General features: G+C 63.3%; 21 protein-coding genes and 1 pseudogene. 8 read left to right on the top strand and 14 right to left on the bottom strand.

The features are described 5' to 3' along the window. Positions 1-118: 118 nt before the first annotated feature. Positions 119-1,213 (bottom strand): annotated as a pseudogene (locus tag DTW89_RS07680) (phage integrase family protein); the annotation flags it as partial. Between the two features lie 10 nt (positions 1,214-1,223). After that, positions 1,224-1,517 carry a MerR family DNA-binding protein gene (locus DTW89_RS20055; protein WP_049756471.1) on the bottom strand — a complete coding sequence of 98 codons (294 nt, stop codon included), beginning with the start codon at positions 1,515-1,517 and terminating at the stop codon, positions 1,224-1,226. A 390-nt stretch (positions 1,518-1,907) separates the two neighbouring features. Here DTW89_RS20055 and DTW89_RS07670 point away from each other — a divergent pair, with 390 nt between their 5' ends. Next, on the top strand, positions 1,908-2,228 hold the full coding sequence (locus DTW89_RS07670) for a copper-binding protein (protein ID WP_067513095.1): 321 nt from the start codon (positions 1,908-1,910) through the stop codon (positions 2,226-2,228). A gap of 367 nt (positions 2,229-2,595) precedes the next feature. On the opposite strand, the gene DTW89_RS07660 is transcribed toward DTW89_RS07670, so the two are convergent. Next, complete coding sequence (locus tag DTW89_RS07660; protein WP_011805132.1) at positions 2,596-3,882, bottom strand: sodium/hydrogen exchanger; 1,287 nt, start codon at positions 3,880-3,882, stop codon at positions 2,596-2,598. A gap of 178 nt (positions 3,883-4,060) precedes the next feature. Between DTW89_RS07660 and DTW89_RS07655 the strand changes: the two genes are divergently transcribed. Then, a complete protein-coding gene (locus DTW89_RS07655) occupies positions 4,061-6,703 on the top strand; it encodes a heavy metal translocating P-type ATPase (protein ID WP_011805131.1) in 2,643 nt (880 codons plus the stop codon). Positions 6,704-6,775: 72 nt separating this feature from the next. On the opposite strand, the gene DTW89_RS07650 is transcribed toward DTW89_RS07655, so the two are convergent. The 3 genes from DTW89_RS07650 to DTW89_RS07640 form a co-directional block, all read right to left on the bottom strand. Further along, positions 6,776-8,005 carry a DUF4158 domain-containing protein gene (locus DTW89_RS07650; RefSeq protein WP_011805130.1) on the bottom strand — a complete coding sequence of 410 codons (1,230 nt, stop codon included), beginning with the start codon at positions 8,003-8,005 and terminating at the stop codon, positions 6,776-6,778. 406 nt (positions 8,006-8,411) lie between these two features. Continuing rightward, positions 8,412-9,254 (bottom strand): VWA domain-containing protein, encoded by an 843-nt coding sequence (locus DTW89_RS07645; protein ID WP_011805129.1) that lies wholly within the window; start codon positions 9,252-9,254, stop codon positions 8,412-8,414. 36 nt (positions 9,255-9,290) lie between these two features. Next, the gene (locus DTW89_RS07640; RefSeq protein WP_011805128.1) at positions 9,291-9,791 is read right to left on the bottom strand and encodes a DUF6328 family protein; all 501 of its coding nucleotides are present in this window, start codon (positions 9,789-9,791) and stop codon (positions 9,291-9,293) included. A 172-nt stretch (positions 9,792-9,963) separates the two neighbouring features. On the opposite strand from DTW89_RS07640, the gene DTW89_RS07635 reads away from it, so the two are divergent. The 3 genes from DTW89_RS07635 (at position 9,964) to DTW89_RS07625 (ending at position 11,889) form a co-directional block, all read left to right on the top strand. After that, positions 9,964-10,635: a phosphatase PAP2 family protein gene (locus DTW89_RS07635; RefSeq protein ID WP_011805127.1), complete on the top strand. Its 672-nt coding sequence runs from the start codon at positions 9,964-9,966 to the stop codon at positions 10,633-10,635. 295 nt (positions 10,636-10,930) lie between these two features. Then, positions 10,931-11,131 carry a zinc ribbon domain-containing protein gene (locus tag DTW89_RS19705; RefSeq protein WP_236637071.1) on the top strand — a complete coding sequence of 67 codons (201 nt, stop codon included), beginning with the start codon at positions 10,931-10,933 and terminating at the stop codon, positions 11,129-11,131. Between the two features lie 158 nt (positions 11,132-11,289). Further along, positions 11,290-11,889 carry a DUF421 domain-containing protein gene (locus tag DTW89_RS07625; RefSeq protein WP_011805125.1) on the top strand — a complete coding sequence of 200 codons (600 nt, stop codon included), beginning with the start codon at positions 11,290-11,292 and terminating at the stop codon, positions 11,887-11,889. 282 nt (positions 11,890-12,171) lie between these two features. Here DTW89_RS07625 and DTW89_RS07620 read toward each other — a convergent pair whose 3' ends face one another. The 6 genes from DTW89_RS07620 to DTW89_RS07595 form a co-directional block, all read right to left on the bottom strand. Beyond that, complete coding sequence (locus DTW89_RS07620; RefSeq protein ID WP_236637070.1) at positions 12,172-13,623, bottom strand: alkaline phosphatase D family protein; 1,452 nt, start codon at positions 13,621-13,623, stop codon at positions 12,172-12,174. A 92-nt stretch (positions 13,624-13,715) separates the two neighbouring features. Next, positions 13,716-14,861 (bottom strand): patatin-like phospholipase family protein, encoded by a 1,146-nt coding sequence (locus DTW89_RS07615; RefSeq protein ID WP_049756469.1) that lies wholly within the window; start codon positions 14,859-14,861, stop codon positions 13,716-13,718. 54 nt (positions 14,862-14,915) lie between these two features. After that, the gene (locus DTW89_RS07610; RefSeq protein WP_161555630.1) at positions 14,916-15,719 is read right to left on the bottom strand and encodes a transporter; all 804 of its coding nucleotides are present in this window, start codon (positions 15,717-15,719) and stop codon (positions 14,916-14,918) included. A gap of 14 nt (positions 15,720-15,733) precedes the next feature. Further along, complete coding sequence (locus DTW89_RS07605) at positions 15,734-16,714, bottom strand: hypothetical protein (protein WP_011805121.1); 981 nt, start codon at positions 16,712-16,714, stop codon at positions 15,734-15,736. Between the two features lie 8 nt (positions 16,715-16,722). After that, on the bottom strand, positions 16,723-17,382 hold the full coding sequence (locus DTW89_RS07600; RefSeq protein ID WP_011805120.1) for a TerD family protein: 660 nt from the start codon (positions 17,380-17,382) through the stop codon (positions 16,723-16,725). Positions 17,383-17,398: 16 nt separating this feature from the next. Beyond that, entirely contained in the window at positions 17,399-18,571 is a 1,173-nt protein-coding gene (locus DTW89_RS07595) for a hypothetical protein (protein WP_041835981.1), read from the bottom strand. A 282-nt stretch (positions 18,572-18,853) separates the two neighbouring features. Here DTW89_RS07595 and DTW89_RS19965 point away from each other — a divergent pair, with 282 nt between their 5' ends. From DTW89_RS19965 to DTW89_RS07580, 3 genes are all read left to right on the top strand, one after another. Then, complete coding sequence (locus DTW89_RS19965) at positions 18,854-19,264, top strand: helix-turn-helix transcriptional regulator (protein ID WP_330862892.1); 411 nt, start codon at positions 18,854-18,856, stop codon at positions 19,262-19,264. A gap of 174 nt (positions 19,265-19,438) precedes the next feature. Continuing rightward, positions 19,439-21,043, top strand: a complete 1,605-nt coding sequence (locus DTW89_RS07585) for a phosphoethanolamine transferase (RefSeq protein WP_049756467.1) — start codon at positions 19,439-19,441, stop codon at positions 21,041-21,043. Positions 21,044-21,192: 149 nt separating this feature from the next. After that, the gene (locus DTW89_RS07580; RefSeq protein WP_011805116.1) at positions 21,193-21,510 is read left to right on the top strand and encodes a copper-binding protein; all 318 of its coding nucleotides are present in this window, start codon (positions 21,193-21,195) and stop codon (positions 21,508-21,510) included. Positions 21,511-21,687: 177 nt separating this feature from the next. Here DTW89_RS07580 and DTW89_RS19380 read toward each other — a convergent pair whose 3' ends face one another. Beyond that, entirely contained in the window at positions 21,688-21,840 is a 153-nt protein-coding gene (locus tag DTW89_RS19380; protein ID WP_161555629.1) for a hypothetical protein, read from the bottom strand. Positions 21,841-22,023: 183 nt separating this feature from the next. Beyond that, positions 22,024-24,963 (bottom strand): Tn3 family transposase, encoded by a 2,940-nt coding sequence (locus tag DTW89_RS07575; protein WP_114655502.1) that lies wholly within the window; start codon positions 24,961-24,963, stop codon positions 22,024-22,026. Positions 24,964-25,172 lie beyond the last annotated feature (209 nt).

Genomic DNA, 25,172 nt, shown 5'->3' with positions numbered 1-25,172 from the left:
GAGGCCACCATACCCGTTTACAAAGCGAACAGGAAAGTCAATGAAATCAACGGTCTACCCAGACCACCCCCGCGCCAGTGCTAGCTTTGCGTACCGTCACTTATTGCACTGAAAACGAGGAGACCCCTTGGATCACTGACCATTCGCCTTCGCCGAAGACCCGGGTGACGGCCAGCGATTCGGAGCGCGATGCGCCGCGCACCTTGATGCCGGCGAACGGGTTGGCCAGCAGGTAGCGCTGCTGGATCAACCAGCGGAACATGGCGCCCACCACCGACAGCGCGTAGGCCACCGATCGGGCTGACAGTCCACCGATGAACGGCCGCCACTCGGGCGACGAGCGCGGCCGCGCCGGGCCGATCCAGCGGGCCCTGGGCGCTGGGTGTCGCAAGAAGGCGCGAAAGGCGACCGCGTCTTCTGTGGTGAGCGAGGACAGCGCCCGGCCGCGCTCCACAACGGCCCACAGAATCAGCCGCTCGGCCTCCTTGCGGTAGGCCCGCTGGGTTGCAGCCGATTCGTGCAGCGCCAGCCAAGCCTGCACCGCCTCGTAGTCGTCGTTTGCGTCCAGCGTGCAGGTGGCCTTGGGTGCGCGGAAGGTGCCCCGCGAGCCGTCGACCTCATGGGGCACGCGCAGCCTTTCCCAGGGCGCCACATCATCTTGAGCGCCGATGGGCACCAGCGCGCGGGCTTGCTGCGTGAGGTGCGCGTGCGCGGCGAAGAAGGCTTCGATCTGCCTGGCGCTGGCCGCGCCCAAGCCGGGAATGCCCGTCCACCAGCGCCGGCGCCGCGGAATTCGCACCGTCAGATCGGCCAGGGTCTTGAAGCCATGGGCTTTCATGGCGCCGGCGGCACGCGCCGGCAGCCAGCGCTCGAGGTCGTCCGTCACCATGGGCGCGGGCACCGGCAGATGCCGCAGCGTCTCGATCGCATCCATCACGGCGCGGGCGCGCTGCGCGCGTTCCGCCGCCGAGTGTTCGAGCAGGCTGGCCAGGTCTTCCCGGTGCCGCTGGCGCGCATGCTTGGTCAGCTGCCGGCGGATGTCGCCCAGCATTGCGCGAGAGGACTGGCCGTCCGCCCTGTCCACCCCAAGATATTGGGCAACGGCCGCTCGCGCACCCAGGCCCGCGTACCAGGCGCGCAGCGCCGCGAGGGCCGCGGTGCCGGGGAATTCCTTTTCCGCATTCGCCGGCTTGGAGACTCGGGTACTTTTCACGATCGCCAGTTTAGTGGATCGACATGGCTATTGCGATAAGAAAGATTATCTCAATAGCATCGTCAATGAACGCGTCATGAGGCCGATGCAGGTGGGTGCGGACATGACCGATGTGCTCATTCAGTGCAAGATTCGCCGCTCGGTAATCTGCTTTCCTGCGCAAAGCCAAGCTCAGCAGTGTTCGAACCTCTTCGAGCGACATGTCCATCGCCCGGCACAAGCAAATGAAGCGCAGCTGGTGGATGTCCTCGCCGGTGTATTGGTCATGCGGGTGATCGACGACAACTTCAAGACGATCGTCCAACTCCTGTCGACTGCTTGGCTATTTCTTGGATTGGCAATATTGCTCATTAGGCGAGTACCCGTGCCATTGCCAAGCTCGAAGCATCCGGATGTGCCGGGCGCTATGCGGCTGCTTTGGTGGGCTTTTTCCTGGCCTTGGTATTGCACGAGAAAATAGACTTGGAGCGAATCGCTTTGTTTTCAACATCGCTCAACTGTGCCTCAGCTGTAGGAGTGCGCCTGCGCGGTGAGACCGCGACGGCGGCTAGCGTAGCGGCAATGCCTGTGCAACTGGGGAGTCCCTCGGCGAAAAGGGCTGTACCATGCGATGGCACGTGACGAGCAGACAAAAACCCCTTTCCGAGCGACTCTCGAGACGTGCTCGCCCCTGTCGCAACGGGGGAACTTAGCCATGGATACCTTGCATTTGACGCGCCGCAAATGGGTTGTGGGATTTGGACTGGCGCTGGTTGCGACCGCGGCGTGCATCGCTGAGCCTTCCGCCAGCGACTTCATCTCTGGCCGGATCGTCAAGATCGATCACGAGGCAGGCAAGATCACCCTGCAGCACGATGCCATTCCCTATCTGCACCTTCGGGCCGGGACGACGACCTTCAGGTTCGTTGAGGCGAAGTGGCTGATTGGCAGGCGCGACGGGGACCGGGTCCGCTTTCAGGCGGATCGGTTCGATCTCAGCCTGAGAATGACGGCACTGATCTACGTGCCATCCTGAAACGCAACGAGGCGGACTCGCCGCCTCGCTCAAGTGCTGCGTAAGCAGCTTACTTCCTCTGTTGTCCGCCCGACGTATCGCGGTGTCCGTGCGGGTCCAGGTCCCCGGGTTTGTGGCCCTCGTGCGGATGATGGGCGCCAGGCTCTTCCGTTGTGCCTGTTGGTGGAGCGCTTTTGTCGCGGTGGCCTTGGGGATCCAGATCACCTGGAACGTGGCCTTGGTGCGGATGATGGGGGCCGGGTTTCTCGGCGGGTTGATTGGCCATGATTTGCTCCTTGGATTGAAGGGCCAACCTTAGCGCTACCGCACTTCCTGGGTGGTAGGACGGCATCCCGAAATTGCGAAGAGCTGGCGGTAGCGCGTTTACTCAGCCGTTGCGCCCGACGGTATCAGGACCTGACCCCCGGCGTGCCGCCGCCTGCGGATCGTGCCCATGAATCGTGGCCTCCAGTTTCCTGACGGCGCGCCAGGCGGCCGGCCCCGACAGCATGAATAGGACGGCGGCGAGACCGAGGTACAACCACCCCAGCATGGTCAGCGAAGCGATGGCCTTGGCGGCATCCGCGCGATAGACAAAGGCGAGAACGATCTGGACCGAAAAGAGGGCCGCCAGCACGACTGCCGATAGCAGGCTGAAGCGCAACCGGAGCAACAAAGCCACTCCAAATAGCGACTGTGCCGCGGTCAGAAAAAATTCCTCGTGCTGCCGCGCGTCCAGCGGCAACGACGCAATCGCTCCGGCGCCGACGCTCATCGCCAGCGGCAGCATGCCCACCAGCAGGGTCCACTGGTTGATCTTGTCGCTGATCATAGTTGTGAGCCCGCCCTCGGCGCGCCCCGAAAGGACGAACAGGATGGCGATGACGACTGCCGGCGCCTCGCTCGCCAAGGGTGCAAGCCACTGGATCAGCAGGAACTCGTCGATGCCCAGGATGCGCCCTGAGGCGACGATGGATTCAGCGAACGGCTCGGCTGCCGCCAGGATCACGCCCGCGGCGACGATCGCCAGCCCGGCCATCCAGGCCCACTGCTTTCGCGGAGAGAGCTCCGACAGCGCCGCGGCCGGGCCGGGCTCATCGTCGGCTTCGAGGCCCGTTTCCACCTTCGGCAGCCGGCTCGTGAACCAAAGATAGGTGCCGAAAATCAGGACCAGAATGACCGTGTCAACCAGATTGATGCGGTTCTTCAGGACGATCGAAAATGCGTAGACGCTGGCCACCAATAGGAAACCCACTTCCAGCACGTTCACGCTTGCCAGTTCGATGGTGCGCTTGCGGGTGCGCCACCAATGAAGGAACACCATGAGAGGCCACGCCACGCCGACCAGCAGCCGGTTGGCGCCTGTCATATTGGCCGCGGCATAGTGCACATAGTTCGACTCAGGCGCCTTGCCAGCCTGGTACGCGTAGTACATGTCGACTGCATACTCGGGCAGGACTGTGATGAGTGCGACGAGAGCCAGTATGAGGCCCTGCGAAATGCGCTTCTCTGCGGCTTCGGCGCCCCACGAGAGCATGAAGCCGGCCGCCAGCACGGCGAGCCCGAACACGGCCGTGTCCACGACAGCATTGGGGCGCCATCCGCTGATCCGGAAGATGGCGGCCGGGACAATCGCGGCAATGGCAATGGCCAGCAGGACAAGAAACTTTCTCATTGTTGTGCTTCGCAGTACGTTGGCGGGTTTGGCCCGGCAGCCGATCTTACCCACGAGCTTGTCTGCTGTGGGGCCCTCGGCGGGCCTGACTGATAACTCGACCTCATAATCCACTGTTCACAACGGCTGGAGCTGCATAGTAGCCCAGCAGCTTGACAACAAAAATCGGAGTGCACCCATGGCCAAAGCCGAAAAAATCCGCCTCGACATTCCCGTCCTTCTATCCGGCGTGGAAGATGTCAAGGACCTGTGCGTGGCGCGGCTCATCTCGCTGCTTTCAGGTCGCAACGGCATCAGTGAGGTGCATGTTGCCAACGCCGGGGGTTCGCAGCCGCCTCAGTTGTGCATTCACTACCGGCCCGACACGATCTCGCTGCAGCGTGTGCGCGAACTCGCTGCCTCATCGGGCGCCGAGCTGGGCGAACGCTTCGCGCATCTGGCGTTCCACACATCGACCCAGCACGCGCGCGCCGCGAGGCGCCTGAGCGACAAGATCTCCGCACTCCAGGGCGTGGTCGAGGCGGAAGTTTCAACCACGGGTTCCGTTCGCATCGAATTCGACCGGTCGCTGGTCGATGAAGCGAAGGTCAGGTCCGAACTCGAAATGCTTGGGCTTCCCCTGAAGCCAGCGAGCTCGGCCCCGGCGAAACACGGTGAAGGCGTGCATTCGCACGACGGCCATGCGCATGAGGGCGGCCATGCGTACGATGACGCGCCAACGCCGCACCAGGGTCATGCGCATGCCGAGCACGGTCACGATGACCATGCCGACGGGAAGGACCATGACCACGACCATGCGGATCACGCCGGCGCGGGCCATGCCCATGACCATGGCGGGCCCTTCGGAGAAAAGTCCGAATTGATCTTTGCGTTGCTGGCGGGCCTCATGGTGCTCATCGGCTGGCTGCTTGCGTGGCGCGACCTCGCGCCCGAACTCGTCAGCAAGGGCTTTTACGTCGCCGCGTATGTCTTCGGCGGCTACTACACGCTTAAAGAGGCGATCGAGAACATCCGCGCGAAGCGCTTCGAGATCGACACGCTGATGCTCGTTGCCGCCGCGGGCGCAGCCGCACTCGGTCAATGGGCCGAAGGAGGCCTGCTCCTGTTCCTGTTCAGTCTTGGCCACTCGCTGGAACATTACGCCATGGGGCGGGCACGCAAGGCGATTGAAGCGTTGGCCAAGCTCGCGCCCGAAACTGCGCTGGTGAAACGGCCCGACGGCAGCACGGAACAGGTCGCGGTGGCGCAACTCGTAGTGGGCGACGTGGTGCTCGTCAAGCCGAACGAGCGGCTGCCCGCCGACGGCTTCGTGGTGCGTGGCGAGTCCAGCGTGAACCAGGCCCCCGTCACCGGTGAAAGCGTGCCCGTGGACAAGCGGCCGGTCGACGATTCCCAGGCGGCGTTGCGGGCGTTCGAGAAGGTTGCCGCACTGCACAAGGTGTTCGCAGGCACGATCAATGGACCGGGCGCCATCGAAGTCATGGTGGCCCGTGCCTCGACGGAGTCCACGATGGCACGCGTTGTCAAGCTGGTCACCGAAGCTCAGACGCAGCGCTCACCCACGCAGAATTTCACCGACAAGTTCGAACGGATTTTCGTTCCCGTCATCCTCATTGGCGTGGTTCTTCTGCTGTTCGCCGGCTTCGTCATCGACGAGCCGTTCAGCACCACTTTCTACCGGGCCATGGCCGTGCTCGTGGCGGCAAGCCCCTGCGCGCTGGCGATTTCGGTGCCTAGTGCCGTGCTGAGCGGCGTGGCTCGCGCCGGGCGCAGCGGCGTGCTGGTCAAAGGCGGCGGCCCTTTGGAGAACCTGGGCACCCTGACGGCGATTGCGTTCGACAAGACGGGGACACTCACGGAAGGCAAGCCCCGGCTGACGGACGTCGTTGCCGGCCCCGGTTCGAGCGAATCGGAGTTGCTGACGGTCGCGCTGGCGGTGGAGCGGCACAGCGACCATCCGCTGGCCTCCGCGATAGTCGAAGGCGCACAAAAGCGACTGACCTCGGGCAGCCCCGAACCCGGCGTCGAATCGGTGCAGAGCATCACTGGCCGGGGCGTATCGGCACGAGTTGCCGGGGAAATGTTGCATGTGGGCAAGGCCGCCATGTTTTCCGAGATCGGCGGGGCGCCAATGCCGCCGGAGGTGGCTCGCGCCAACGAGGCGCTCATCGCCCAGGGACGCACGACCATGGTCGTGCGCCTGGGAGAGCGCTACCTGGGTGTGCTCGGCGTGATGGATACGCCCCGGCCGGCCGCAGCGGGCGTGATGCGAGCCCTCAAGGAGCTCGGAATCGAGCGCCTGATCATGATCTCTGGCGACAACCAGCGCGTTGCCGAAGCCGTGGCGCAGAGTGTCGGCCTTACCGAAGCGCAGGGTGATCTGATGCCGGAACACAAGGTGGATGCCATCAAGAAGTTGCTGGAGAAGGGAAGGGTCGCGATGGTGGGCGATGGGGTCAACGACGCGCCGGCCATGGCGAACGCGACCGTGGGCATTGCGATGGGCGCGGCCGGCTCAGATGTGGCGCTGGAGACCGCGGACGTGGCGCTGATGGCCGACGACCTGAGCCAGTTGCCTTTCGCGGTCGCGCTGTCGCGGCGCACGGCGCGGGTGATCCGCCAGAACTTGTGGGTGAGTTTGGGGGTTGTGGCCGTGCTGATCCCGGCAACCATCTTTGGGCTGAACATTGGCACGGCTGTTCTGTTCCACGAAGGATCGACGTTGCTCGTGGTCGTCAACGCGCTGCGCTTGCTCGCATTCGAAGGTGTGCCTTCCGTCGGCGCCGTGGTTCCGCAAGCAGCGCCCACCGCTGCCTCCTGAGACCGAGTCGCTAGCCCTTGTTCGCGTTTGCCGCCTTCGCAGGTACGGCCTTCTCGGCCTTCTTTTCTGCCTTCATGTCGGCCTTGGCGGCTTACCGTCGGCGTGCTCGGGATCTCCCCGCAGGTCCAGGCAGTTCATGCCATCAAGGACCGTGCGAACGCGTGTGCTCTGCTCGGTCAAGGTTTCCCTGACAACCTCAGCATGGCTGACGGGCGGACGGCCCAGCATGTCATCGGCCAACGCCGTGATGGCTGCCAGCCGTTCATGGGCATCGCGCGCGCTGTCAGCAGCAATGTCCCGCATCGATTCAATGGAATGGCGGTACTCGATTGCGCGCTGTGCCTGTTTGGCCTGGACGCGCTTGGTGCCCGAGCGGACGATGTCGTTGGTGTGCCGGTTGTTCCGAAAAATCGCCTCGTCACTAAGCTCGCCGAGCAGGTGTTTGAGAAAGCACACGATCTCGATCGAGCGGGTACCCTCGATGCGGCGGGCGGTTTCGGGGGGCGGCCGATTGACCACGGCCTGGGCGAACGCATGAATGCGCCCAATCGAGAGCCCTTGCAGGTCCCACAGGTGCACGCCCAGTGTTTTGAGAGCATCAATGCGTGAGTTCACCTCTTTGAGGCCCTTCACCCCATGTTTGCCGGCCGATTGCTTCAACCACTCCAGCAACGAGATGCCAGGAGTCGGACTCTCTTCGTGCATGACCTTGAGCACCGCGCGAAGGCGTACTGGAGTGACCGCTGCTCGAATTGTTGCCAGGGCCAGGTTCTCGACAACCTGAAACGCAGATCGGGCCAGGTCGAGCACCACACGCTGGCCTGGCAGGACGATCCTGCTGCCGAAGAGCCATTCCTGCGCGCAGGCGAGGAGGTCATCGACGGAGGAGGCGTCGATCGCCTGCTGGGACAATGCTGCCTGCAAGCGTGCCTCGGCGTTAGAGTCGTAGGTAGAGAAGAGGAGTTGTTCTCGAACCCAAGCCCTATGGTTGCTGATGGTCCGGTCGGCATTCGAGTACAGCGACTTTAGGGAGGCAATCGCGGTCGAGTGGATGCCCAGTTGCTCGCACAGCATTTTCAACATCGCACTCGGCATCTTGAGCGCGGCATCGGCATTCCTGCCAGTCAGCGCGAGGAACGACAGCTGCACGGCCAGTCCCAGGTGGTAGCGCTTCGCGTAGCCACTGTTCCTAATTTCCCTGATCAACTCGTCCGGTAAACGGCAGTGCAGCTGCACGTCATCCGCATTCATGCCAGACGGCAGCTTTTCGTAGCCTACGAATCTGTATCGGTAGCTCGACATCAGCGTTCTCCTTCGCTCCGGGGAACACTATAAATCGCAGCTAAGTTGTTGTCGCCAGAGGCTTATTTGGAGATGGATTCCGAAATTGCACGGAAACCGAGACTACCCCGTACCCGGAATCGGTTTGTCCGAATACGACACGGTGCCATCTGGCAGAACAGACTTATAGAGAATTTGCTCTGTCGCGTGTGCCAAGCTGGCGCCCAAGGCAAGATGCGCCAGCAAGACGCCAGGAGCAATCCGCGTGAGTCTCATGACATGATCCTTCGCATGACGCCAGTGCATGAGGCAACTATCGCAGATGTCACCGCTCGGCGATGTAGGACTGCCCGCGCAGTTGCCGTGATCCGAAAGCCCTTCTGTCGCGTCGAGCGGAGGTGGCGACGCAGGCGCTATATCGTCTCTCTCAGGACTTCAGCCACTCCAGCAGCTCCGGCCCGAGCAGGGCCGCGTTGAGCTCTTCGTCCGACTGAGCGACGAAGGCTTCCAGGTCGCGGATGACCACCAACCCGGTGTTCCTGAAACGGCTGGCGATCGTCTTGACGAACTCGAACTTGACGTTCCGGTCTTCGCAGGCCCCTATGAAGAGGAAGTAGACCTGGTCGCCACGCCGCTGGGACTCCTCGAGCACGCGGGTGGTGCGGTCTTCGTCGTTCTTTTCGTTCTCGCCGTCCGTGATGAAGAGCACCAGGGAGCGCTTTTTCTCGTGAGTGTGGGGCGTCCCGTGCCCATGTTCGTGCGTTGGCGAGTTGAAGAGCCGCCACAGGAAACCCTTGCCCTGCGGCGTCTGGTGCGCCTCCTCGCATTCCTTCCAGCCAAAGTGCTCCAGCGCTCGTTCGATCACGAAGCTGTAAGTCGTGCCGCCGTTCCAGCCGGGAACCCGCTCAACGATGTTGCGCGTGACGTAGCCTTGGGCATCCTCCGGCGTGACGCTACCCACGTAGTGCGCACTGGGTTCGCCCGAACTGAAAGTGAAGACATCCATCTTCCGGTCCGGGTCAAGCACGACGCAGTACGGCACGAGCCGCTCAAGGAGGAGGCTGGTCGTGCCCTCTTCGTGCTCGTGCTCGAAAGAGCCCGAGACATCGATAATCGCAGCGGTCTCCGCCTTGACGTTTGCGACCACGCCGGCCTTGTCGAGCGCGAGGCGCAGGACGCTGGCCGATTTTTCTAAGTTGAGTGTGAGTTTGCCGTTTATGGTGCTCTCCTTGAAGCGCAGCGATTGATCTAATAGCCGGTTGCCAATCACAGGGTACCCGAGATTTGGCTCAGGCTTTGTCCTGCGTCACATGTGCCCTTTGGCTCGCAACACTTTCGGCAGCACCCACCATAGAAGAAGCAACAGCCCCCCGGTGAGGGTGGCGAACACGATTCCGACCCCGTGACCGAACACGGTGGAAAGCACCAATTGTGTCGCCAACGTAAGTGCCATCGCGAGCAAAACCGCCCCCACGACGATCTGCCGCGTTGCCAAGCGTTTGAAACCGGCGCGGTCGGTCAGCGGGCGGATGACCCGGTGCTGCACCGCCGGTGCACTGAGCAGCACCAGGCTCAAGATAGACAGGGTGAATGTCGCGAGAAAAACCGTCTTCTCCGAAGCGACGATATTGGCGAAGCCGCTGTTGAACGGCACGGTGATGAGAAAGGCCGACAGCAACTGGGCACTGGGAAGCAACACACGCAGCTCTCCCAGCATGTCGGTCAGGTCACCGTCATCATCGGCGGTGACGCCGACGACGGCATCAGCCGCTTTGCCGAGATCTAGCTCGGTTTCTTCAGAATTCATCGGGATCTTTGTTCAAGCAGCGTTCATTGACGGGCCAGTATCTGCAGTGGCATGGTTCGCTAGCATAACGCGACGGTGCACGCCCGCGATTGCGCCTCACGCACTCCACAGCCGAGACGCCCTGCAGCGGCAACTCTGCTGTTCTTCAGTCGCGCGGTGCAGAATCGCGGCCATGGCTGCTGCGCCCCGGTCCGACCGGTCATTGCTTTTCATAACCGGCCTGGTCCTCGCGGGCTTGATGCTCTTGGATGCGACCTCACTCGACGTCGCGCTCGCACGCGCCATGGGGGGCGCCGAAGGATTTCCGCTTCGCGACCATTGGTTCTTGACTCAGGTACTCCACACAGGTGGCCGCCGCGCGGCATGGGTGCTGTCTGCGGGGTTGGCCTTGGCGGTCTTGTGGCCAGTGGGACCACTGCGCCAGCTCAATTGGCAGTCCCGCGTGCAGTTGGCTGTGACAACCCCACTGGTGTCGCTGTCCGTCTCGGCCTTGAAGTGGCTCAGCCTTACTAGTTGCCCTTGGGATCTGAAGCTTTTCGGAGGATGGTTGCCCTACGTGCCGCACTGGAGCGCAGTGGCCGATGGGGGCGGCGGACATTGCTTTCCTGCGGGACACGCCTCGGCCGGCTTCGCCTTTATCGGAGGCTACTTTGTTTTCCGGAACGTCGCCCCCCGAACAGCGCGCATTTGGTTGCAGGCCTCGCTGGCGAGCGGCCTCTTGCTCGGGCTCGCCCAGCAGTTGCGGGGTGCGCACTTTATGAGTCATACCCTTTGGACGGCGCTCGTAGCCTGGTGCATCGCCTTTGCGGTGGACACCGCATGGCAGCATTGGAAGCGCGAGTGACGACGGCGTTCTCCTTCTGTTGCGTGCCCATTCCCGCCGGACGCGTAGGACACGAAGCCAAAAGAACGCCGCCTTACCCTGTTCGAACTGCCGGGCAGGATACATTCAGAGGAATCGACCCGGCCACCTGGTCATTTCTCTTCGGTTAGATGCGTTTGCAAGGAGTGTCCTCATGGGATTTTTTGATCAACTGCGTGGAATGATGGGCGGCCATCACGGCGGCGGCCACGGCGGTGGCCACGGCGGCGGGCACCATGGCGGCTACGGCAACTACGGCGGTCCCCCGCCGGGCGGAATGCCGCCCGGCAATTACGGCGCCCAGCCTGCGCCGCCCGGGGCAGCATGCGCAAAGTGCGGCACGTTCGTGACGGCAGGCACGCGCTTTTGCCCGCAGTGCGGGGTTGCCCAGACGGCGACAAAGTGCGCCGCGTGCAGCGCCGATGTGCCGCCCGCCGCGAAGTTTTGCCCCGGGTGCGGTAAGCCCGCCGCGTCCTAAAGGGCCAGCCACTGCTGCACGGTGTCCTTCGCGGACGGTGCTGCGCTGAGTGTCTGGTGGGTAACCACGCGGCCGCGCGCGTTACCCTGTCGAAGTCGCAGCAGCGGGAGTGCAACAAGTCACATTGCCATGACACCGCAGTGGGCTGAGGAGATGGTATGACGGACACGTTCTTCGCGATCCCATGGCGCCAGATGCTGCTCCCCGAGTTGTCGTGGGCAGAGAAGCTGGTGCGCCCGCTTTTGGTTTACCTCGTGCTGTTGCTGATTTTCCGGCTTGCCAACAAGCGCGAGATGGCCAGCGCAACCGTTTTCGATTTCCTGATTGTCCTGATGATTTCCAACGTCGTGCAAAACGCGATGATAGGCAGCGACAACTCGGTGCTGGGCGCGGCCGCTGGAGCCGCGGTTCTCGTTATTCTCAGCTCGCTGTTGAATCGCGCTACCTCGCGAAATGTGAAAGTGCGCGCACTTCTCGAGGGCGCTCCGGTGCTGCTGGTGCAGGAGGGCAAGGTCGAAAAAGAGATGATGAGAAAATTCGATGTTTCAGACAACGAGCTATTGGCCGCGATTCGCAAGCAGGGGATCATTCGCCTATGCGACGTGGCGTTCGCAATTTTGGAGTTGGACGGCAGCATCAGCGTGATCAAAACGGATGACGACATGCGGCCGCATGATTGCCTTCCTTTTGAAATCGCGGGCAAGGAAAGCTACGCTGCCGAGGACGCACCGAAGGTGCGAAACAAGAATGCAGCATGAACACAGCGAACACGACCGCGCCAAGGACGAAAAGCAGCCATCGTGATGCGACACTTCAACGCCTGACGCTTTCCTTCCTTTCCTGTCGGGACTGGCTCGCGTGCGCTCGGCCTCGTTTTACGGGCTTGGCCTGTAGCGCTGCTCCCATTCGGCCCAGGCGGCCCTGGCTTCGGCCTTGCAGGCGTCCCTGGCGTTGTGCTTCACGGCGTCAGGGCACATCTCGTCCACCTTGGCGGCCGCTTTGACCTTTCCAAGCGAACCGGGGCAGAAGACGATCTTCCCTCAGTCATGAGCGCCCCCAAGGGCCATCGCAGGCGTACGTCCGCTCCCCTCCAACTCCCACTCGGCGGACCATTCCTGCCCACGCCGGTTCATGACGGCGTAGTTTCGCTCGGCTGCATAGATCTGCATTTGCCCGGGCAAAGGTTTTAAGCGGACCGGCTGCCCACGCAAGGGGTTCTCGCCCAACGCCGCGAGATAGCCGAGAACACGGGCGTAGGACGCTGGCGGCGGTGGATGCGCAATTCCAGACGCCACAAGCTGATGCAGGATCGTTCCGTCGGTGAACCGCATCTCGCCCCGCGTGGCGAGATGTATTTCGCCCGAGAGGACGGTGACCGGGTTTTGGCCCTCGGTAGCGTGACGTTGCAGCGTCTCCAGCATTCGCTGCCACTCCGCACGGTGCGACCGGCTCTGCCATTGATCGAGCATGTCGTCCTCGTATTTCTGGACGCCGGGGAGCACGTCCAGCAATTTCTCGATCCAGCTGAACCGCGGGCCGAGGACCGGCACGCTTGACATGACCAGAATCCGGTCGTCTCGATTGGTTTGCGCGAGCGCCCGCTCAAATGCGGTCCAGCCCGCAGGGCCCATCACCCGCGTCGGCCGGCGCTCGGAGCGAAGATCGGGCGCTATCACGGAGAACCGCGGGAAGCGGACGACCTGGGTCAGACTTTGGCGTTGGCTCTCATCCCCTCCGACCGGGGGCGTTTCATCGGTCGCGCCGAGCTGGAACAGCATGAACATGCGCCGCGCGACATCAAAGAGGCCGCGACCGACCTGGCCATCGAGGAGTTTTTCCGGAAGACTGCCCCAGCCATCGAAGATGTCATGGTCGTCCCACATCATGAGCGAAGGCACTCGGGCATTCAAATGGGCGATTTCCGGCTGAGCGTAGAGCGTCAGGTAGCGGTGGAAATAGTGACTCTCCGCCGCCATGCGCATATCTGCGCTGAACACGTGGTCTGTCTTTTCCTTCCTCGCGTTCGCCGCCCATCGAGCGAGGACGAAATGCGACTGAAAGACTTCGTCGGCATAAAGCTGATCGCCACCGCGCAGAAGGAGGGCGAACGGCGTACGCGCGTGCTCGGCCGCCAGACGGCGCCACATCGCGTTGCGTTCGTTCGACGGTTGACCCGCCTCGGACTCCTGGCCATTGCAAGAGACGTAGGCGATCCGCACATCTCCTGAAAGGTCTGCAGCCACCGGAAAAATGACATCGCCCAAACGGTAGGCGGCGTTCTCGCGCGAAGGGAGCCGGAAGTCGTATCGCCAGACCGTCTTGCCGAACTGCGAATACAGCCGCGCAGGCATGGCCTCCTGACCATCGGCGGGAACCAGGAGGGGCGGATCGAGGTTGTCCGGGGTGACGACGATGGCGGAAAGCCGACATTGATTTTCATCGGCGCCCCGCGCGAACAGGAGTGGGCCGACGGTTTCTGACAGGGTTGTCATGTCAGGTCACCGTGTGTTGGAGGCCGAAGGGTGCACCGGCGCGCTGCCAAAGCACCATCGGCGGTCGCATCGTGCACCGATGTCGGCGGCCTTCATGGGGTGGTCAGCTTCCCGACTTCCAGGCCCGGGTGCCGCACACGGCCCGGGCCCGGCTCGGCGAGATCGAACGTGGTTATGCCGTTTTCCGTTGCCCGCTGCAGCCATTCAGGATGCGCGATGGTGTTGCGCATGTCACGAGCGCCCGCTTCCCAGTGCTCCTTCACCATCGCCCGGGAAAACTCATAGTCCTTCGAATCAAGTTCGTACGGCTTGTCCCGGTAGATCAGATGAACGATGTCCACAGGCTGGTGAGTCAGGTGCTCCCGCAGCGTGGCGACTGCAGGATCGGAGCGCAACCGCGCAGGCAGCTTCTTGATGAGGTCCGCCACCGCCTGCTGCAGGTTGACGCTGGAAGCCAGTGCGTTCGTGTTTACGCGGGTGCGGCTGGAATAACCGATGTCCTTTTGCCGCTCGATCACCTCCGAGATGGTGGTTGGCATGGGACCGCGGGCGCTAAACAAATCCACCTGGAGCACGACCAGGCGACGGGTGCGAGGAAACGAGTCCAGCACATACTGCAATGGCGTGTTCGAAAGGATGCCACCATCCCAATAATGCTGGCCGTCGATTTGCACGGGAGGAAAGCCCGGGGGCAGTGCGCCGCTGGCCATGATGTGCTCCACGCCGATCTTGTGGGTCTGGTTGTCGAAATAGATGGAGTTTCCGGAGCGCACATTCACCGCGCCAACGCTCAATCGGATTTCCTGCCGGTTGATGCGATCGAAATCGACCAGCCGTTCCAATGTCGCCTTCAAAGGCTGGGGGTCGTAGTAGCTCAACACACGGGCACCGCCACCAAGCAAAAGTGCCGGGTCGGCCCGTGGCCGAAAGAAACCCGGAATGCCGGCCAGGGCGGCGCTGGCAGCGCTCCACTGGTTCAGCCACGCGCGATCACCCCAAGAGGTCGGCATATTCTGCGCCGGGCCCGAAGAGACCTGCTGCCAGAACTCGGCTAGGCGTGCAACTCGCTGAGCTGGTGGATTGCCCGCGATGAGGGCAGCATTGATGGCACCGATCGAAACGCCGGCCACCCAGTCGAGCTTGTTGTCGCTTTCGATCAATGCCTCATAAACGCCCGCCTGGTACGCGCCCAGCGCTCCTCCGCCTTGAAGGACCAGGGCCTTGGTCGCCGTTTCCATGGGGATCGATTTAGCCAAAGTACATCACCTCTGTAATACGCTCGCCGCTGCCGCTCAAAATCTGGTGCTGACGCCTGCCGACACAAAGGCCCGCGGGGACGTGCTCCCGCGCACGCCCTTGCCCGCGCTGAAGTCCAGTTGCACATTGGGGGTGAGCAGGTAGCCAAGGCCGGCGTCGAGGATGACAGCGGCGCGCCCGGCCCTCTTTTCTGGGGATTGCAGCCCCCCGTCCACGAACAGGCTCAGGGATGCTGTCGGGTTGTAGCTGAGGGTCGCGGCGAAAGTGCGGGCGAAAAACGTTCGCCCCTCATCGTCCTCGACGAGGCTGACGCCTACGTTCGGGTTCAGCGACCAGTTCTGCGCGAAATCCCAATCGGCCGCGAGTCGCAGGTCGCCGCTCGTGCGACGACCGCGAAAGTTGCCCGATCCCGACGGCGGAATCACCCTGGCAATTACGCCCAGGGAGGGTGCCGCCCGATCCGTCGGGTCCGTGATCTGGTACTTCGCACCGAGCGCAACGGGTGCGCGTCCCTCGTCGCGGACTAGTGAACCGAGCGAATCGCGCGAAGTCTGGAAGACATAGGAATTCGTCTCCAGTCGAAGCTCCCAGCGTGGGCTCACGCCGGCGCGCAACAGCAGTGGGGCCATCACACGGTGATCGGAGACGCCCGCGACGCGGCGGAACTCTTTTTGAACTCCCGCCTCAAGTTGCAAGCGGCCTTGGCCAACCACCTTGCTACCGTCGGCAATTCCCGGGCGATCGGCATTGATGGGCTCGTCGGCCTGAGCCAACGCAACGCCTGCGCCAAGCAACGCGACCGCCATGGCCACCGCCAGTTTCCTGATGTTTTGCGTCATGAATCTACTCATCGCTAGCTCGTCGAGGTCTTCAACTTCTCGACGACGTGCTGAAGCTGGTACGCCAGTTCGCCCGCCTCGGTGGGCGTGATCCTGGCCTTGCTGGCCGGCAGGGCTGCGACCGCGGCGATGCTGGCAAGGAATCCTGGCAGGATGACCAGAGCCACGTCCTGAATGGCGCCCACCATGCGGATCGGCTGCTCGATCTGCAAGGTCCTGGTCGCACCACACTGGCGGATCAAGGCCAGTGTCTGGGTCAGGCTCATGGCTCGTTCGGTAAAGCGCTGCGCCACTGCGTCCTTCTGGTTGCGCAGATGTTCGGCGAGGAACAATGCAGCAACCGCCGCGGCTTCAAGCTGCGCGCTGGCCGCGTCCGTGCGTTCGGCCACACGCAGGAGCTGGTCCCTGAGGTCCAGCAACTCTTGCAGCGCCGCGGCCATCAGCGCCACCAGCTTCTCCAGTTCGGCCTGCGCCAACGCCAGTTCGCCGGGCGTGTCAATCCGTGCGCTGGGCCACTTGAGCATCCGGCCCACGACGCCACTGGAGCCATGCCCGCACGCGGCCAGCAAGTCGATCGACCCCAGGATGTCCATTGTGCGGGTTAGATAGCCTTCTACCTTGCGCAGCACGGGGCTGCGCGACAGCGCGAGCGCTTGGGTGACGAGGTCGCTGTACACCTGCTGCAGATCGTGGCCCCAGAGGATCGCCTTGCGCTCGGTTGCCTTGTCCACCACGAACGCGCCGATGAGCGCGGTTGCCTGCGCGTAGACGTGGGCCGCTGCTCCTGGCGAGAGCCTTTCGAGGGCCTGCGGCTGAACGTCGATGCGCCGCCGTTCGGCTCCGGGGATGGCCGTCGGTTTTCGAACAGCGGGGCCTGCCTCAACGACAGGAGCCGACGCATCGGTTCTCCGCGCCGAGGCTCCTCCGGCCTTGCGCGGGGAACGGGCAGGCGGCTCGACCACGGTCGGTCGCAGCTTCTTGTCCCCCGTCTGCATGGCGAGTTTCAGGAGAAGTGGCTAAGGACGTCGTTAATGGAGCCAGTGAAGCCGCGGCCCACCGGCGCGTACTCCCAGCCGTTGTCGCCATGCATGACGCTGCCGAGCTGGACCACGTTGAAGTCCCCGAATTCCTTCGCGAGCTGGTAGGCGCCAAGTTCCCGCCCACTCTCGTCCGCGATGGTGACGGTGCAGACCTCGATGTCCGCGAACGCGGCCTCTTCCTCGGACTCGGCACCGCCTTCGTGCTCCTGGCCATGGCCGGCCTTGTGGACCGTGGCGAAGAGGGGAATCTCATTGATGCCGGCGGGAAGCCGCGACCCGTCGATGACGATGGCTTCAGTGTTGCCCTGCACCCGGATGTCTCCGGAATGGCGCAGTCCGCCCGAAGGCGTGGCAAAGGAGCCGTCCGCAGCGGCTACCAAGACGCCGGTCTTCGGGCTCATCCGGGTCGTGTTGTAGGTGGACAGAATCTGCTCCAGGGCAGTCACCTTCGCGCCGCCGCCGCCGTCGTTGCGCGCTTCCAGCGCGTGAATGTCTACATCATCCTCGTGACGTGCATCGCACTTCCACGCGACCGTGACTTTGAAGCTTGCTCCCTTGTTGAGGGCCAGCTGCAGCTTGGGGGCCGGCTTCGCGCCGGGTTTGTCGAGGGAAAGAGTGAGCATGAAATGATTCCCGCTGTCATGATTTGTGGAGCGCGGCAAGGTCCGCGCGCGACTGTTCGAACATGCTCCGCGCCTGCTCGAACTTTTCTTCAGTTTCCTTCTTGGCCGCTTCAACCAGTTGGTGGATCTCGCGGGTCTGGGCGATGATGGCCGCGATCTGCTCGGCCTGCGCCACGCGGTTTTCGCCGGGCGCCTTCGCCGCGGTGACCGCCACGTCCTTGGTCGCCTGCCCGCGCAACTGTGTGAGCTGCTGGTCCAGGCGCGCCTGGCGCTCGGCGATCTGCTGCACGGATTTCACGGCAAAAGCGCCATGGATCGACAGCAGCGTCATCTTGATCGAAGCAAAGCGCGAAGAGACAGTGGTGGCCGTCTCCTGCAGCGTCGCCACCCCGGCGGCCTCGATCTGTTGGATCACCATCTGGTCTGCCGGCAGGCGCGTATAGGTGCCTTCCAGCGCCAGTGCCCGGCTTTCCAGCAGCCTGAGTTTGTCCTGCAGCTCGCGCACGCGGGCCTGCGCGGCCACATCGGCGGGGTCGGCGGTTGTTTGCTCCTGCGCCACGTACTGCCTGGCCTTCTCGAGGAAGGCGCGGGCCACTGCAGCGTCGAGGGTGAAGCTCGAGAAATGCTCACCATACGATTTTTTGAGCGTGTCGAGCGCCTGCAGTTCGCCGAACAGCGTCTTCATCTCCTTCGACAGTTCGCCTTCGAGGTGTTGCATCTCGTCGGCCAGAGTCCGCGTGCGGCCAGCCACCAGATCGCCGACTTCCTGCATGAATTCACGAAAGGCATCCTCGGGTTTGCGCCCGGCAACCTTGGCAATAAGGCTGGCGAAAAATCCGCGCTGCTCACCCCTCTGGATCTTCTCCAGGATCTCGGGGAGCTTGGCGTCGTCGACCCCCTTTTCCAGGCGCTCGAACAGCGCGAACACCTTGGCAGCCGTCTTCTTGTCAAGACGCACCAGGAAGCCGTCCAGAGTCTGCTGCAGCGCCTGTTCAGAGCCCAGGCCGATGTTGATGATGTCACCGGGCGCAACCGCGCCGAAGTCCAGCGTCCGCAAAGCCTGCTGCGCCTGCGGTACCTGCTCCGGCCGCAGCACGATGGCGCCGGTTTCCAGGGGCGGTGCCGGGATGGGCAGGGTGGCTCGGGTGTCGGTCGCGCGTACGGCGGCGGGGAGTTCGGTGGGTTTCATCAGCTCTTCCTTAAGCACCACGGCGAGTCGCCGGGCCAAGCCTCACTAGATCACATGGCGTTGGTGCAACCATTATTGTCGCTTCCTGTGACTCCACGAGGGCGCGTCCCCAATTGTCGGGATGCGGTCTTTCCGTCGCTGACTACGACAATTAAGATCAATCAAAATCGCTGACCACTGGACTGGCCCCAGTCAGGGGGGGCGGGTGCAACTGCGCTGCGGGTCGCGTTCGGCAGCGCTGCCGGGCAATCTGCTGCACTGATGTTCTCAGGAGTGTGCAGCTTGTCTACCAATGAATCCGATCATCCCCGAACGTCCGGCACGGGTATTCCACGCCTGCTGACCGCTGCACCAGCGTTCTTCCGCATCGCCGAGGTCATGCGCATCACCGTCCTGAGCAGCGCTACGGTGTACCGGCGGCTTGCCGACGGTATATTTCCGCCACCGGTGCACCTGGGTGGGCGGGCCTGCGGCTGGACGCCGGTAGCGCTCCAGGCGTGGATCGAGAATCCCGGGGGCTACCGCGCACCCCGCTCGCCGCATGATGACGATACCGACGTGATGCCAGCATCGCCAAGGGCGGGCCCACGATCACTGCAACGCCGGGATCGCCGCGAAGCTGAGGACATTCACGAGAGGGGTTGGCATGGCACTTCCAGCCTCCAGCTTTCTGCCGCGAAGGGCTTGTCATAGTCGTGGGGAGAGACCACAAAGCATCCCCCCAATCCACGCTACGATATCATCGGCTTTCACCGCAATCGCTGTTTTGCGAGCGGCGGACCACCGCGACGACGCCAGCAATTTTCCTTGAGCAAGTTCCCATCGACCCCCGGCCCAGCCCTGCGCTTTCGTCTCTCGCAAGGAGCCGTGGCGTGGATCGCGGGACTCTGGCTGATCGCAGCCGACAATCCCGCCTTTTGGCGCAGTCTTTGGATGTCGCGCGACGTCGGCGACGTCCGGGTCCTTGCCGCTGTCGGTGCACTGGCGCTGCTGCTGTGGGCGGCCTTCAGCTTTATCTGCCGCCTGCTGTGCTGGCCTCGCACCGGCAAGTTTGCCGTCGCGGCACTGCTGCTGATCGGAGCGGCCGCGGCACATTTCATCGGCACATACGGCATCTTCATCGACAAGGGCATGGCCCGGAACGTTGTGCAGACGGACTGGCGGGAAGCGACGGATCTCCTCTCCTTCCGTTTTGCGTTGGACGTCGCGCTGCGCGGCATCCTGCCCGCCGCCATCCTGGTCTTTTTGGTGGAAGTGCGTTACGCCCCATGGCGTCGTTCCTTGATGCAAATCGGCTGGCATGCGCTTCTGCTCGGCGTCGTCGGGGCCGCGTCTGTCTTTGCGTTCTTTGGCGAATATGCGGACATTGCGAGGAACCACCGCGAGTTGCGCCATCTGCTGACGCCCACCAACGTCGCGAATAGCGCGTATGGACTGTGGAAGGAGAGCCGCGCGCAGCGACAGCCCGTCACGAGACTGGCAGAGGACGCGACCCGGCCCGCAGCGTCCGCGTCCGCCAAGCCTCTCGTCGTGGTGCTGCTGGTCGGGGAGACGGCGCGGGCAGCATCGTTCTCGCTCGGAGGCTATGGGCGGCCCACCAATGCGGCACTGGCGGGCAGAGACGTCGTCTACTTCGACTCCGTCACGTCCTGCGGAACGGACACGGCAACATCATTGCCTTGCATGTTTTCCGACCTGGGCGAAAAGAATTTTTCAGTCAACAAGGCGAACGCACGGGAAAACGTCCTGCACGTGCTCCAGCGCACAGGCGTCGGCGTCACTTGGCTGGAAAACAACTCCGGTTGCAAGGGCGTGTGCGATCGGATCGAGACCGAAGACCTTTCCGCGGCGGGCGCGACCGGGCTGTGCGCTTCCGGCGAGTGCCTGGACGCCATCTTCGTGGACGCGTTGCGCCGGCGCTTGCCGAAGTCGAACAGCGACAGCCTCCTGGTTCTGCACATGAAAGGCAGCCATGGTCCTGCGTACTTCCGACGCGCGCCATCCGCTCGCCCCTTCGCGCCGATCTGCGCTACGGCGGTTATCCAATCCTGTACTGAGGAATCGCTGCGCAACACTTACGACAATTCGATCGCCTACACGAGCGAAGTACTCGCCCAATCCATCGACCTGCTTGCGGCCGACAACACACGTGACACGGTATTGCTCTACGTGTCGGACCACGGCGAATCGCTGGGCGAACGCGGCATCTATCTTCATGGGCTCCCCAAGCTGATCGCCCCCGCCGAGCAGACGCGCATTCCGCTGCTGCTTTGGATGTCCGCCGGCGCCCGGGAGCGGCTCGGCGTGGACACGATCAAGCTGCGGGAGCGCGCTTCACGTGCGGCGTCGCACGACAACCTGTTCCCGACCTTGCTCGGCCTTTTCGACGTGCGGGCCAGGATCTATGACCAGAATGCGGACTTACTCGGAACCGTAAGGGACCGGAGCCCAGAATTGGTCGGCCCGCGCTAACGCGCGGATCGGCCGGTTCTGCGGATACGCACATCCCTTGTGTTGAGCCGCCCCACCAAGTGCGGTCTTGGCAAAGAGGTTCGGGGCGTCAACCTAAACGACCGTCGGCGCGATATGCTTGCGAGCTGTCGCAGTCATGGAGACTTACCATGGGATTGGTACATCGGCGCAGGGTCATCTTCTTCGGCGTCTGGACATGTTACGCGGCGGGCGCAACTCTGGCGAGCCAGCCTTCCGCCTCCGATTTGATCGCGGGTCAGATCGTCAGCATCGATCACGAGGCCGGAAAGATCACCTTGCAACACGCGCCCATTCCCTACCTCCATCTGTCAGCGGGAACGTCGACTTTCCGGTATGTCGAGGCCAAATGGCTGATCGGTCGCCGGCCTGGCGATCGTGTCCGATTTCAGGCCGATCGCATCGACATGTCTTTGCGCATGACCGCCTTGTTCTACATCCCTGGTTGAAACCGGAACGGGATGGCGCTGCCATCCCTTGGATGCCCGCGACGGCTTACTTCTGTCCGCTGGCGCCAACACTGCGTAGGAGAGCGCCGCACTGAGCACCGTGCGAACGCTCACAAGAAGTCTCCACCCAATTGCTCACCACGTGACCCGGTTCCAAAGCGCAGCCGCAGCTCGCGCTCAGGGCAGCAATTCGGCCAGTGCTTGCACGAGCGCGTTCGACCGGCGTGCGCTCGCTTCCTCGTTCGCCGCCGCATCGGCCTGCCGCTGCAGGTATTGCGCGGTGACGCGCCTGCCCTGACGATCACCGTCGCGACCGTCCTTGTTCCGCACCTGCTTCGCTGCACGTTGTACTTCTGCTTCTGAGATAACGGAGCCCCTTTGGTTAGAGATTGAACTCGATCGGCGGGGGCTGCTGCACGTATGGCTGGACGCAGCCGATCTGCTGCCGACAAAGTCGCTTAAGAGGTGTTAGGTTCGCGGGCCATTCGATGAAGAGACGCGGCGGGATGCGCCTCACGCTGTCGCACTGCGTCGAGGCGTCGGCGGCAATCTGAGAAGCGCCTGCGCATACTTGTCGACGCTGAAACTGAATGTGCCGCGGAAGTTGATGTGGCTGGAGTGGGCGGGACCCATCCGCCGCAGCCAGGCGTCGTCAATTTCCATGCCGCCCTTGCGCAGGCGTTCGACCACATCATTCATCCGGTTGGTATTCCAAGCGATCACGATGTTGGTCAGCAAGGCGTGCGAGCCGGAGATCGCCTTCATCTCGTCGCGCCGCCGGCCGCGCTCGGTGGGCAGTTTGCCGGTGTAGACAACCCGCTGCAGCTGATGAACCGACTCGCCCCGGGCAAGCAACGTGTGAATCTCGCGGCGGAAGTCCTCGATGGTGACGTAGTCGCACAAGAAAATGCTTCTCAACAACCTGCCAAGATGTTCAGCAGCGCGACAGGCCGGATCACCTTGAGCCGCGCTGCCGAGAAATCGCAGTGCGAGATCGGCGCCGATCTTGCCCATGCGAATGGAGGCGATCAGCCGCAGCAGTTCATCCCACCCTTCGCGGATGGCCCTTCGCGAGAGGCGCTTGACCGTCACGCGCTCGATGTTCTCCGGCACGGCGAAGCCTGCCGGCAGGTAGAGCTTTCTCTCGGCCAGGTCGCGCAGGCGCGGGCACAGGTCGAATCCGAGCAACTTGGCCACCGCCATGGCACCGTTGGTGTAGCCGTGGGTGTCGACCGCCAGCAGGGACAAGCGAATGCGGTCCTGGCTGCGGTTGTGCTGCTCCACGCCCTCGATCGCCACCCCGGCTTGGCGTTCGTTGAGCACGATCGGCTGGTCGTAGACGATGCCCCATCGATCCAGCAGGTGCGTGTAGATGCCCGCCGCGTAGGTACGCCGGCGGGGATCGACGCGGGCGCTCCACAGGTGGCGGGATGCGTCCAGCGACATCATGTCGGCCGAGGCCTTCTCGCCGCTGCCCCAGTGGGCGGCCAGCGGGACGCGGCCCTGGAATTCGACCACCCGCTCGTTCGCGCGCCGCAACCGGCCATGGGTTTCCAACGCCCGCATGGCCACCGACACTTGCGCCGTGTCAACGCCCGGGATCATCGACGCAGCGGTCTTGGCGTCGATGTCGGTGCCGTGTGCGAGCAGCGCCGCATACAGGGCAAGCAGTTGCGCCACGGTTTCGGCTCGATGTCCGAGCAGCACCTCACTGACGCTGCACAGCGCGTCCATCTCCAGCAGAATGTCGGGGAATTGCACGTCGCCGATCAACTGGTAGATCAGGTCGCGCATGCGGCGCGGCTCCCCATCGTCAGGCAAGGCGGTGACCGCCGGCAGATGCAGCATCCCGTCGGCGCCGATCTCGATCTTGCCTTTCTGGCAGGCCTCGGACACAGCGATGACGCCGACCTTCAGATTGTCCAAGGCGGGCTCGATGAATTCGTCGGCCGTGCGCGGCAACCCCAGCAGGGCGATGTACTTGTCGCGCTCGCGCGCCCACTCTTGCGGCGAGATCAGCATCTGATCGCGCTGCCGGAAACTCAGCGAGTGATCGATCCACACCTTGCCGCTGCGCAGGCTTTTGCGCAAGGACATCATGGTGCACGCGGCAAAGGCCTGCAGGCCGCTCTTGGGATCGGCGTCATGGACAAGATCGTGCCAAGCCGCACCCACCTCAGGGATCTTGAACTCTGGCGGCAATTCCGTCGCCTTCATGCCTTGGAGGTCGCGCCAGGCAGTCCACTGCGTAAAACCGGTGTCGTCGGCTTGCCCCCCGAATTCGAGGCCCTCCAAGCCGCCCAGAAACGCCTTGACGCGCTGCTGGTCCGCCGCCAGGGCCCGGCGAACATGGGACAGGAAGCTGCCCTGGGGCGTATCCAGCAGGTCCGACAAGACCTGATCGGCCTCCATACAGCGCACGCGCCAGGTTTTTGTCTCGTCACGCAGGACCACCCTGGCCTTGAGCGCCTGCTGGCGAGCGGTGCTTTCTGATCGACTCCGGCTGGTCTGGGCTTTCTGTGCAGCGTCGCGAAACAGTTTCTGGCTGCGCCGGCTGCCTTGCTGTATCGCCAGGTCGGTGAGTTCGAGCAGGGTCATGCGCAGAAAGCACACCAACTCGATGGTTTGCGTCGTGTCCTTGATTTCTTTCGACTTCGCGGGCCGGCGCGCTTGCATCTGCTGGGCGTAGGCGCGCTGTTTGGGGATGGCGATGTCGTCGAGCGGCCATTCGTGTGCCGTCAGTCCCTTGAGATACCGGATCTTTTCAAGGACTTCGGTCAGGCTGGTCGGGCCGTGGCGCCTTGACGGCGTCTTGAGCCATTCGAGATGGGTGGCAGTGCCGTCAGGGCGCTGACGGTAGGTTGACTCGCGGCAGCTCTTGAGCGTGGCCGCCGGCACGGCTTTGCTGATGGTCTGCAAAATCTCGGCTTCGGTCGCAGCGAACGCGGCGCGCGCCCAGTCCTGCACACGCCGCGGACCGGGGATCAGGATGCGGTGCTCGTACAGCCAGTGGCATGCCGCAGTGGCGAGGTCGTCGGAGTGGGAGGCTTCGGCGGCCTGCAGCTTGAGCAGGGCGACCAGCTGCGCCTCGGACTGTTCGTCGAGGTCCTTGAGGCCCAGGTGGGTTTTCGCCCAGAGCTGGTGTATGTACAGCGTCTGGCTGCGCTGATAGATCGAGCGCAGGCTGGCGATCGTGGGCGCAGTCGTCCTGAAGGTCTCGCCGACGTAGCGCAGGAGATTTCTGGGCAATACCGTGGAGCTGTCCAACGGGCGGCCCACCGCTCGCAGATACAGCACCATCAACGCCGCCGGCGCGCGGTGGTCGGAGCGAAACTGCGCGCCTACTGCCTTGATGTCGGCCGCAGTGAGCAGGAAAAACTGATTCAGGTCGAAGTCGGACAGGCGGTTCGACAGGCCCTCCTGGCCAACAAAGCGAAGGGCGTAGGTTGACATGGCCGACGTCGAGCAGGTGTGGTTGGCCAAGTGTACGACGGCCGTTGAGCGGGCCTAACTTGGCGTATTTCGGTCGATCAGCAAGGCTGCAAGCCGCGCCCGGAAAGGGTTCGCGCGGAAAACGCACCAATTTGCACGAAAAGTACGATCACCCCGTTACCGCGTTGCAGGCCGGACACTCGTTTGCTTTCGAGTCGGTTATGTCCACC

The sequence above is a fragment of the Acidovorax sp. BoFeN1 genome (assembly GCF_003345135.1).
GTDB classification, from domain to species: domain Bacteria; phylum Pseudomonadota; class Gammaproteobacteria; order Burkholderiales; family Burkholderiaceae_C; genus Acidovorax; species Acidovorax defluvii.
This window is presented reverse-complemented; position numbering and strand designations above follow the sequence as displayed.

Coding starts and splice junctions, on each gene's coding strand:
- DTW89_RS07615 (WP_049756469.1), bottom strand. CDS start 14,861: ATGGAAACGGCGACCAAGGCCCTGGTCCTTCAAGGCGGAGGAGCGCTG.
- DTW89_RS07655 (WP_011805131.1), top strand. CDS start 4,061: ATGGCCAAAGCCGAAAAAATCCGCCTCGACATTCCCGTCCTTCTATCC.
- DTW89_RS07625 (WP_011805125.1), top strand. CDS start 11,290: ATGACGGACACGTTCTTCGCGATCCCATGGCGCCAGATGCTGCTCCCC.
- DTW89_RS07620 (WP_236637070.1), bottom strand. CDS start 13,623: ATGACAACCCTGTCAGAAACCGTCGGCCCACTCCTGTTCGCGCGGGGC.
- DTW89_RS07670 (WP_067513095.1), top strand. CDS start 1,908: ATGGATACCTTGCATTTGACGCGCCGCAAATGGGTTGTGGGATTTGGA.
- DTW89_RS07575 (WP_114655502.1), bottom strand. CDS start 24,963: ATGTCAACCTACGCCCTTCGCTTTGTTGGCCAGGAGGGCCTGTCGAAC.
- DTW89_RS07605 (WP_011805121.1), bottom strand. CDS start 16,714: ATGCAGACGGGGGACAAGAAGCTGCGACCGACCGTGGTCGAGCCGCCT.
- DTW89_RS07650 (WP_011805130.1), bottom strand. CDS start 8,005: ATGTCGAGCTACCGATACAGATTCGTAGGCTACGAAAAGCTGCCGTCT.
- DTW89_RS07660 (WP_011805132.1), bottom strand. CDS start 3,882: ATGAGAAAGTTTCTTGTCCTGCTGGCCATTGCCATTGCCGCGATTGTC.
- DTW89_RS07600 (WP_011805120.1), bottom strand. CDS start 17,382: ATGCTCACTCTTTCCCTCGACAAACCCGGCGCGAAGCCGGCCCCCAAG.
- DTW89_RS07640 (WP_011805128.1), bottom strand. CDS start 9,791: ATGAATTCTGAAGAAACCGAGCTAGATCTCGGCAAAGCGGCTGATGCC.
- DTW89_RS19705 (WP_236637071.1), top strand. CDS start 10,931: ATGCCGCCCGGCAATTACGGCGCCCAGCCTGCGCCGCCCGGGGCAGCA.
- DTW89_RS07635 (WP_011805127.1), top strand. CDS start 9,964: ATGGCTGCTGCGCCCCGGTCCGACCGGTCATTGCTTTTCATAACCGGC.
- DTW89_RS07580 (WP_011805116.1), top strand. CDS start 21,193: ATGGGATTGGTACATCGGCGCAGGGTCATCTTCTTCGGCGTCTGGACA.
- DTW89_RS07595 (WP_041835981.1), bottom strand. CDS start 18,571: ATGAAACCCACCGAACTCCCCGCCGCCGTACGCGCGACCGACACCCGA.
- DTW89_RS07610 (WP_161555630.1), bottom strand. CDS start 15,719: ATGACGCAAAACATCAGGAAACTGGCGGTGGCCATGGCGGTCGCGTTG.